This is a genomic window from Ochrobactrum sp. CGA5 (genome assembly GCF_006345815.1).
Taxonomy (GTDB): Bacteria; Pseudomonadota; Alphaproteobacteria; order Rhizobiales; family Rhizobiaceae; genus Brucella.
Map to the genome: position 1 here is coordinate 1 of NZ_VCIG01000027.1, position 9,779 is coordinate 9,779.

Here is a 9,779-nt window from a genome sequence, read left to right on the forward strand (position 1 = left end):
GCTTCGATCTTCCAGAGCCTTCATCTGGCTGATCATCGAGGCATCCATGCCGCCGTATTGGATCGCCATTTGTAGAATGACGCAGTGCTCATTCCATGTTCCCGGCATAACTCGGGTACAGGAACGCCGCCTTCCGCCTCGCGAAGGATGACAAGGATTTGCGGTTCGCTGAATCTGCTCGTCTTCATCAAAATCTCCTCGATCATATAGCCCGAGAAAATTCTACTTTTGAAGCCGGCTATTTGCCGGGGGATTACCACATCACGCCCAACGAATTCGCCATGAAAATGGTTCTGGAAAAACAGGCCGCATAGAACCAGATAGGTCCAGACAGCTTGCTGTCGCTGGTGCGTGACGCCGGCAATGATCCGTTCAATCGTGCGCTTTACGTCTTCCGGGCCAAACGGGCGCTGTCATCTTAGGATTTTCCATCATCAAAGCTGAGTCATTTTGATTTTTCTCGGCCTCGTAATTTTGAAGCCATAAGTGCACCTTCTTTTGGACAGGCGATTCAATAAAATACCATGAAATTACGGTTAGCAGAAGCGAAACACCAAAGCATGCCGCGAACATAGTAATTTTAGGGTATATAGAAGTTCCAAAGAACATTCCAAATTCTTGATATCCGCTGTAAAGTAGTATTTTGATGACTGGATAGTGCCAAAGGTAGAAACCGTACGACAATCTCCCGAACCATCGCATAGGGAGAAAATCCAGAGATTTAGTAACTAGTGAACCTTGATCGGAAAATATTTTTGCTATGACTGCCACAGATGCGAGAGCTGTTACTGTAAAGCCAATGTTGTATGAAGCAAACGCGGTAGCGGAATTAGATGTCAGGACATAGCAAATATAAGCAGCAGCAGGCATCCAAAGCCATTTGCCTATCAAAAATAGAATGCTTCGCGGAAGAACGGCTATCGCAGCACCAAACACCAAACCGTCTGCATGCGTGTCCAATCCAGTATAAATTCGGGCAGGAGGTGCGCCGCTACCGACCATGTAGCTCCGCCAAAGAACAGCAGCAATGGCTAGGCTGAGCATCACTACAATAGGCTTCAGGAATTTGACACGCCAGATAGCAAGGATCACCAGAGGCCAGATAATATAGAACTGTTCTTCAACAGCCAAAGTCCAAGTGTGGCCTGTGAGCTTTGCATCATAAATATCAAAAGCTCGCACCCAATTCATAAAATAGCCCAGTGGCGGCAAAATTTCGAAGCTAAGAGATACAGCCGGTTTGAAAGCTAAAATGTAAATTGAAATTAGAACAAGAAAAAACAGCAGCGCAGGAAACAATCTCCCTGTTCGACGGATGTAAAATCTAAACAAGTCGATGTAACCTGTCGAAATGCGTTCGTTCACTAATATCGATGTTATCAAAAACCCGCTTAGAACGAAGAAAATGTCAACGCCGATGAACCCGCCATGCAAGGGTATTAATCCTGTGTGGTGAATAAAAACGGCGATAACCGCGATAGTTCTCAGGCCATCAAAGCCTTTTATTCGCGTCTTAAAAGCTCCACCGGCAGACATATAGAAACCTTCATTGGAATTATTGCGGAACTTCATCGCTGAATATCGACTTAATATCAAGGTGTGTTTTGCGCCTAATGCTTGATCCTAAGACTTTCCGCTCAACAAAAGAACTCTGGAGCGTGCAATGTGGGTCGCCATGGTTTGCCGCGCCATTCGATGATCTGGTTGAGGCTGCGGATGACGCGTTCAGCAGGCAGCGAGAAGTCTACCTCAATACCCAAACCTTCGCGGTTGAAGTCGTTCAGGACGTTCAGCAGCCGGAATTGCCTCCATCCTCCAGCCGGTCGGCCATGGAAACCATGGAGCAGACCATGTTCGGCGCATCTGGCACGGTCAGAGCATCGGGCTTGTCCCGCTTCAACCGCTTGCGCGGCTTGATCCTGAAGTTCAATTCAAGCTCACGATAAATGCGGTAAACGCGTTTATGGTTCCAGTGATGCCCCCGAACATTGCTCAGATAAAGGAAACACAGACCGAAGCCCCCGGTCTTCTTTGCCCGCGTCAGTCTGACGTCGCCCCAAGTTTTATCCAGTTTTGAGTTCGCTCCAGCGGTTTAGGGTTGCTGTATTCGGGGTGCACCTCACCGGTATTTCAGACGCCACGTTTTATAACTGGCGCAAGAAATATGCGGGTCTGATGCCATCCGAGATGAAGCGGTTACGGCAACTCGAGGAGGATAATGCCAAGCTGAAGCGGATCGTTGTCGATCTGTCTCTGGATAAGGCCATGCTTCAGGACGTTTTGGCAAAAAAACTCTGAACCCTGTACGCAGGCGTGCACTTGTCGACACTATTAAGTCGGATTGGAAAGTCTAGGTATGACGTGCCTGTTCGGTGCTCAAGATTGACCGGTCACTTTATGTCTACAAGTCAAAGCGTGGCGAGCAGGCTGAACTGAAGCTCAGGATCAAGGACATCTGTCAGAGCCGGGTTCGTTACGGGTATCGGCGCGTGCATGTACTTCTCAAGCGTGACGGCTGGCCCGTTAATCCGAAGCAAATATATCGTCTTTACAAAGAGATGGGACTTCAGCGGCGGAACAAGGTTCCAGACGGGCGTGAAGACGAAGCTTCGCGCCGATCGCACAGATGCGACCCATTCCAACCATGTCTGTGCAATGGATTTTGTCCATGATCAATTGGCGACTGCACAGAAGATCCGCATCTTGATGGTGGTCGACAAATTCTCACGCTTCTCGCCAGCGGTTGATGCCCGCTTCGGTTATCGTGGTGAGGATGTAGTACAGACTCTGGAACGGATATGTCATCAGATCGGTTATCCTGCAGTTATTCGTGTGGATAATGGCAGCGAATTTATCTCTTGTGACTTGGGTCTGTGGGCTCACACCATAAGGGAGTGGTGCTCGACTTCTCCCGGCCCGGCAAGCCGACAGATAACAGCTATATCGAGAGCTTCAATGGCAAGTTCAGAGCCTAGTGTCTAAACGCCCATTGGTTCATGAGTCTTGACGACGCCCGCATTAAGATGGAGGATTGGCGTAGAGACTATAACGAATTCCGGCCACATAGCGCCATTGGCAATAAGGTGCCGATTTCGCTTATGAAGGGCTCATCGGCATCCCCGCCGCTTTGAGCCTTAAACCCGGAAAATTCCAGTTTTCCGTGGTCCAAATTCGGGGCGCACCTCAAGACCCGCCGAGGCTCTAATCGCCGCTGGATGAAAGTTCAGTGGCAGGTCATAAACAAGATGGAATGAGTGATAATGATTGGATACGACTATATGCAATTAAACTTATATTTTAACTATCGCTTCATAGAAGTGATCGTTATTGGAGGAAAACATGAGTGTACGTATCATCAAAATTAATCTATCAGACAGTTTGAGCTCGAAATGTGCATTTAAAAGGATAGCTGAGTGTGTGTTGGTAAAATTATCAGGTTCGAATATGACATAAAGTCGAAGGATATTGAATTCAACTATCTATGAAATCACTATAAGTCAAATAACATTGAGATAAATGATGAAATCAAGTGAATCAATGGCACCTCAGATAGTTGAATATATTTTACAATCCTGTGGATACGGCAATTTGTTAGAACTAAGTGCCGGGATCAATACGTCTGTACCGGAATTTATCAGGCAAGGTATTAATGTTATATCCGTTCAACCGGAAAATACGACGGAATGTTTGAATGGTTTGTTCGGCGAACGTTATGTAACTGCCTCATTTTTACAACTTCCATTTCTCGATAATAGCTTTTCAACCGTTGTTGCGAATGGATGTCTTGAACAAATGGGCACAAAAGACATCCCAATTGTTTTGAATGAGATTTATCGAGTATCTTCTCGCTACGTGTTCTTGCGTATACGATTAACGGGCGATCCGACGTCAACCACTTTATCACACCAAGGAGGGCGAGCTTGGTGGGAAACCAGCTGTTTTGAAGCTGGTTTTCGCAAACACCCCTATTATTATCAAATTAACCCCTATGAATCGCTCAATGACGAAAGCGATGAGATTCTAATTGCTCTTGAGAAGGTTCCGCCAAGCGCTTTGATGCATTATGACCTTATGGTTCTTGCTGAAGAGCGCTTACTACATACCGATATGCTTCGTGAAACCGGACGTCGAAGCGATGCACATTGTATCCGGTATCATAAGGCGGCAGAGTTTATACGACCGGGCGATCGTGTACTGGATGTTGCGTGCGGCCTAGGCTACGGGAGCCATATCCTTTATAATAATTCAAAAGCTCATTCCGTTATCGGGATTGATCTTAGTGACTTTAGTATCAACTATGCCAAGGCTCATTATGGTCATGACGATCATTTGAGGTTTGCTGTCGGCGACGCGCAGGCACTTTCCGAGATCCCGAGCAACAGCATAGATTTTATCGCGGCTTTTGAAACCATTGAGCATGTTCCTGACCCTCACGCTTATCTCAAAGAATTGAAGCGCGTGCTCAAGCCGTCAGGGCGGCTAATGGTTTGTGCGCCGAACAATTGGGTAGATGAAACTGGTAAAGATCCAAATCCATTTCATTTACATGTATATACATGGGAGCGCCTTATAGATGAGTGCAGCTCATATTTTCTATTGGAGAAGGGCTTTTTCCAGACCGCAGGAGGTGCGCTGCGCTACCATCATTCTCGTCGCAGTTGGGTGGAAGTGTCGCCACAGAAAGAAAGTGAGCAAGAGGGTGAATGGGTCTTGTTGCTATGTATGGCAGACCCAACAGATAGCAAGAAAACCGTCTATGAGGAGACGTCATGGAAGTTGCCAAGCTCCCCCGACTTCAACGTATCAGCTTTTTCACGGGATTATGAGAATCCCTGGCTGGTGAAGGGCATGATAGCCATCGGTATGCGGGCGCAATCGGAAACGCTTCTTGATAGTATGCAGCAAAGCGTGCTCCTCACGTCCAAGCATACGACCGTGGATTTCGGTGCAGCGCTCTGCTGTCATATCTATTCTCAACTAAACAAAGCCCCCCTACAAGATTGCCAATTTTCTGAACTTCAGGAGGCTATTTTCCGTTACGCTGCCATTCCAAACCCGACGCCACATCAGCTGCGCTGGCAGGTATCATTATTGTTTGCGGGCGGTGAATTAGCCAGACAGAGCGGAAAGACTGAAGTAGCTCAAACTTTCTATAAACAATGTGCCGCAATCGATGTCTTGCGTTATAGCCCATTACTGGGCAACAGAACGCTTGATGCGCTCCACTGGCTGGCTACGTTGGCCGTTGCCGATAACAATATGGAGAATGCCAGATCTTATCTTGAGAAAAGTGTCGAAGAGGCAATTCGGTTGGCTTCGTCGTCATGGCTTAATGTTATAGGTGATCCGAAAAACCCATTACCATTTGGCTTTCCCGAAATGGCGCAGATAATGGATAAAGCGGCTCGAGCTGTTTATATGTTGGCGACATTAAAGGACTGCAAAACGAAGCCCGGTCTTATCTATCGTGAGAACTCAGGCTTCTTCGAAAGGCAGCTTTTAGCAGCAACGAATCGAATACAAGAGCTCGAGATGGCAGTCAACACTCTAGCTCAAAGGGTACTGGATGGCGACGATCATGCACAAGATTTGGGAAGGCAAGTTGTTATTTTAGATGAGCATTCTCAATCATTGGCAAAGAGAATAGTGGAATCAGAGGGGCGCATCCGAGATCTTATGCAGCAGATCGATTTTTCCAATTCGATGCTGAAAGATTCCTCTACCGAAAGCGCAGGAGCGCTACAAGTTATAGCGCTTGTAGCCCATCGTATTATGCGTAAGATATCAGATTTTTTTAAAAGAACAGACCATGATTAAAGCTTCAAAAGCCGGTATTGTTATAGTTTCTTACAATGCATCTGACGCAATTATCGCGACACTGGCCAGTGTGCGGCGAGCTCATAACGAAAGCTCAATTAAGCTGATTCTTGTAGATAATGCGTCCGCTCCAGAGGAGCGGAGCAGAATTCGAACTGCGATATCTACCCATATCGAGGAAATCGGAAGCGATTGGCGCTATATCGAACAATCAGAAAACCTTGGTTTTTCGGGAGGCAACAATATTGGGATACGTGAATTTCTTGCAGATGATACCATAACTCATATCTGCCTGCTCAACGGTGACGTAATTGTTACCGATCACTGGCTTGATCGAATGCTCACTTATAAAAAAGCTATCATCAGCTCGGTAACAAACAAAGCAGATAGCGAGCAATGCATACCTGTTGATTACGATGCCAATCTAGATGAGTTTATCGACATCGAGAACGGCATTATTCCAGAGGAACCTTACCAAAGGATACAAGATTTTTCTAATAACAGACATGAAATCTGGCGTGGGAATCTGGTTGAAACCGATGTCACCTTCTTTTGTGTTTTGCTTACGAAGGAGGCGGTTCAGAACATTGGCCTTCTGGACGAAACTTTTTATCCAGGCGGTTATGAAGATGATGACTATTGCATCCGGGCGCGAAAACTTGGTTATGAAATATTTCTCGCACGTGATGTATTTATTCATCATTGGGGATCTGCTTCATTTGGAAAGTTGCAGTACGAATACTTTAGTAGTCATGCAAAAAAGAACAAGAGCTATCTGGAGAAAAAACATAATATTACTTGGCGGAGACGACCGGAGAAGCCGATAGTATCGTTTTATATGGACGTGGAATTCGCACTTTCTTCCTTTGGAAAGTCCAAGGCTCGTACTTCTCTGCTCTCTTACATTCCAAATCTAGATCATCAAATCGACTATTTCGAAACTGAATTCCGCAATTTGAGCAGCGCTATCAAGGCCCACTCTGTGGATGTACCAGAGAAACTGACTGGGCAGATTGCGGCAGCGGAATCTCATGGAGACGTCTTCGCAACTTGGATACGTACTAAAACGTCGCTGTTGCAAATCCTCGGGGAGGAAAAGCCCGACGGTGCAGAAGTCAAAGTAATCGTTGCTCAGTTTAGATGTATCGCTGATGCAGTCCATGAACGGGTGGAATGCAACTTTGCTATTCATGATTTTCTTACAACATTCAATACCGGCAGTGAGACGTCTCCATCTTCTAATCCGGTTACCCCTTTCAGGCGCTGGACAGGAAGATTATCCAGAGCGGTCTGGCTGGCGAGGAAAGGAATAGTTTTTCTGGGTCGGCTCAAAGGAATTGTTTTCTTCGGCGGATATTTTTATCCGGAGAGACAAAGTGATGGATATTTTCAGCGGATTCAGATCGTAGATCGGCTATTTCCGGACCGGTGGCGTATCTATGTCGAAAGTGAGGAACTGGCGGGACGTAATCTATGGTTTGATCGTCCTGAGCCAAACGTTCTCGTTCTCCGTATAACTGGCAGCAAGCAATTGAAAATGCTCGTACGTCTATTGGCTCTTGCGGCTGTTTTACGTACTCGGAACATTTATTTTCACAGCGTCTTACGCATGTACGACAATAGATTCGGAAGATTGCTGCATTTGCCATTCATTCGGAAAGCAGTCGATATTCATGGTGTCGTGCCCGAAGAATTTCGTATGCATGATGACTTTTACAGCGCTCTTATCTTTGACAAAGAGGAGTGTTTGGCCGTCCGAAAAGCCGGGATTGTCATTGTCGTTACCCACGCAATGAAGGAGTATTTACAGCAAAAGTTCCGCAGTGGGCTGAAAGCTGTAAGTATATCATACCCAATGTTCCCAAACTTTACGCCTTCCGCAGTGACGCGGCCACTCTTAAACGGAAAACCTGTTATCGTTTACGCTGGCGGTCTTCATAAGTGGCAGCAAGTTCCTAAAATGATCGATGCGATCACAAAAACCAAAGAATTTTATCAGCATCACTTCTATTGTCCTGATCCGGAAAAAGTGAAGTCCATGCTACCTGCAGAGACACGGAAATCGGTCGTTGTAGAGAGGAAAACACATGCAGCGCTAATGGATTTTTATTCGCAATGCCACTACGGTTTTATCTTACGAGAAGACAGCGTCGTTAATAGAGTTGCTTGCCCCACTAAGCTTGTCGAGTATATCGCCATGGGAGTCGTACCTATCGTTGATTGCGAAAACATTGGGGATTTTAAGTCGCTGGGTATGCGCTATATCACGTTGTCTGATTTTTTGGCACTTCGTATACCTGACGAAGAAACCAGAATGCGAATGGCTAGCGAAAATTTGCTCGTCTACGAAAAACTTTATCACACTCGCCAAACCGGCGCCGAAGAGATTTATCGTTTTTTTACGCTGCGCAAAATTTCCCAAAGCCGCAGCTTTATCGCCAGTCGCCTGCTTCCGCCAAATACGTTCTTCGGGGATTTAGCACGAAAGATCAAACGAGGAATCTTATTCGATATCCCCCTTGATGGTAAGCCGGCCAATGCCACCCCAAGGTGCGACGTTCTGGTGCAAGTAGACAATTTTGAAGCCGGCGGTTTGGAAAACGTTGTTCTTGACTTGAACGATACGTTTATCGAATCAGGTCTTAATGTCGTTCTTCTAGTTCTTGGAAATGCCGGCCCCGCGGTTGAGCAGGCCCGGGCGCGTGGCCAAAATGTGATCTGTGAAACCTTTGATCCAGCATCATACCAAACACTGCTCGACAATATACGACCCAGACTCGTTCTAACTCATTACTCCACACAGGGCGTTGAATTCTGTCATGCTAAGGAAATTCCGTTTCTACAGGTAATTCATAATGTTTATATGTGGTTTGGTGACGAGCAACGGAAGGAATTTGTCGAGAGTGCTAAACTTACATCTAAATTCGTGGGTGTCTCCGACTATGTCCGTGATTATAGTATTTCGCGGCTTGGCGTTCCTCCGGAAAAATGTATCGTCATTCCTAACGGTATTGATTTCACGCCCTTTGATGATTTTTCGCCACGCCAGGCGCGAGAACAATTGCGCCATCAGCATGGTATCAGCAACGATGATTTCGTCTTCATCTGCGTGGGTGCAATCAATCACCAGAAAAATCATTTGGGTTTGTTGAAGGCTTTCCACATCGCAAGCCGTACTTGCACGAATGCCAAACTTCTTTTTCTTGGACCTGCATATGAAAGCGCCTTGCTTGAAGAAATCAATGAATACATCAAGGATAATTCTCTCGAACAAAGGGTCATCTATTGCGGAACCGCACCACGCGCTCACGAGTACTTTGCTATGGCGGATGCATTTGTTAGTGGGGCCTTTTTTGAGGGAGGGCCACTCGTATTACTAGAAGCTCTCCGATCAGATGTCCCGATTATCATGAGTAGAGTTGGAATAGCGTCTCTGTTTGAAGGCAGGCCAGGAATTGAGATTGTCGCCCCTGCAGTGGACATGTCCAAATATGACGGCGCGATTTGGGAACTTAGATCCAACGAAGATTTCGAGCAACGATTGGCAGATGCAATGGTTCGTATCTGGCTGAACCCTATTCACCCCAACCTAAATGAAGCGGAACTAAATGCCCTGGAAAAAAGTACGACCTATGAAAAATACAAGGAATTGATCGGGTCATATCTACGCTGATATATGTGCTGTTATTTTGCCGGAGTGATGTGGTAATCCCCCGGCAAATAGTCGGCTTCAAAAGTAGAATTTTCTCGGGCTATATGATCGAGGAGATTTTGATGAAGACGAGCAGATTCAGCGAACCGCAAATCCTTGTCATACTTCGCGAGGCGGAAGGCGGCGTTCCTGTACCCGAGTTATGCCGGGAACATGGAATGAGCACTGCGTCATTCTACAAATGGCGATCCAATACGGCGGCATGGATGCCTCGATGATCAGCCAGATGAAGGCTCTGGAAGATCGAAGC

The 9,779-nt window shown here is 46.4% G+C and carries 3 protein-coding genes and 4 pseudogenes; 4 read left to right on the plus strand and 3 right to left on the minus strand.

Annotated features, from left to right (window positions below):
• From FJQ48_RS12730 to FJQ48_RS12740, 3 genes and pseudogenes are all read right to left on the minus strand, one after another.
• A pseudogene (locus FJQ48_RS12730) lies at window positions 1–188 on the minus strand (transposase); the annotation flags it as partial.
• A gap of 184 nt (window positions 189–372) precedes the next feature.
• Window positions 373–1,572, minus strand: coding sequence for an acyltransferase (locus FJQ48_RS12735; RefSeq protein ID WP_139975416.1), 1,200 nt, complete (start codon window positions 1,570–1,572; stop codon window positions 373–375).
• 104 nt (window positions 1,573–1,676) lie between these two features.
• A pseudogene (locus FJQ48_RS12740) lies at window positions 1,677–2,050 on the minus strand (IS3 family transposase); the annotation flags it as partial.
• 74 nt (window positions 2,051–2,124) lie between these two features.
• Here FJQ48_RS12740 and FJQ48_RS22755 point away from each other — a divergent pair.
• From FJQ48_RS22755 to FJQ48_RS12775, 4 genes and pseudogenes are all read left to right on the plus strand, one after another.
• Window positions 2,125–3,131, plus strand: a pseudogene (locus FJQ48_RS22755) (IS3 family transposase); the annotation flags it as partial.
• 388 nt (window positions 3,132–3,519) lie between these two features.
• Window positions 3,520–5,817, plus strand: a complete 2,298-nt coding sequence (locus FJQ48_RS12765; protein WP_247870380.1) for a class I SAM-dependent methyltransferase — start codon at window positions 3,520–3,522, stop codon at window positions 5,815–5,817.
• Window positions 5,810–9,490 (plus strand): glycosyltransferase, encoded by a 3,681-nt coding sequence (locus tag FJQ48_RS12770; RefSeq protein WP_139975421.1) that lies wholly within the window; start codon window positions 5,810–5,812, stop codon window positions 9,488–9,490. Before FJQ48_RS12765 ends, FJQ48_RS12770 begins: the two co-directional genes overlap by 8 nt.
• Window positions 9,491–9,591: 101 nt before the next feature.
• A pseudogene (locus FJQ48_RS12775) lies at window positions 9,592–9,779 on the plus strand (transposase); the annotation flags it as partial.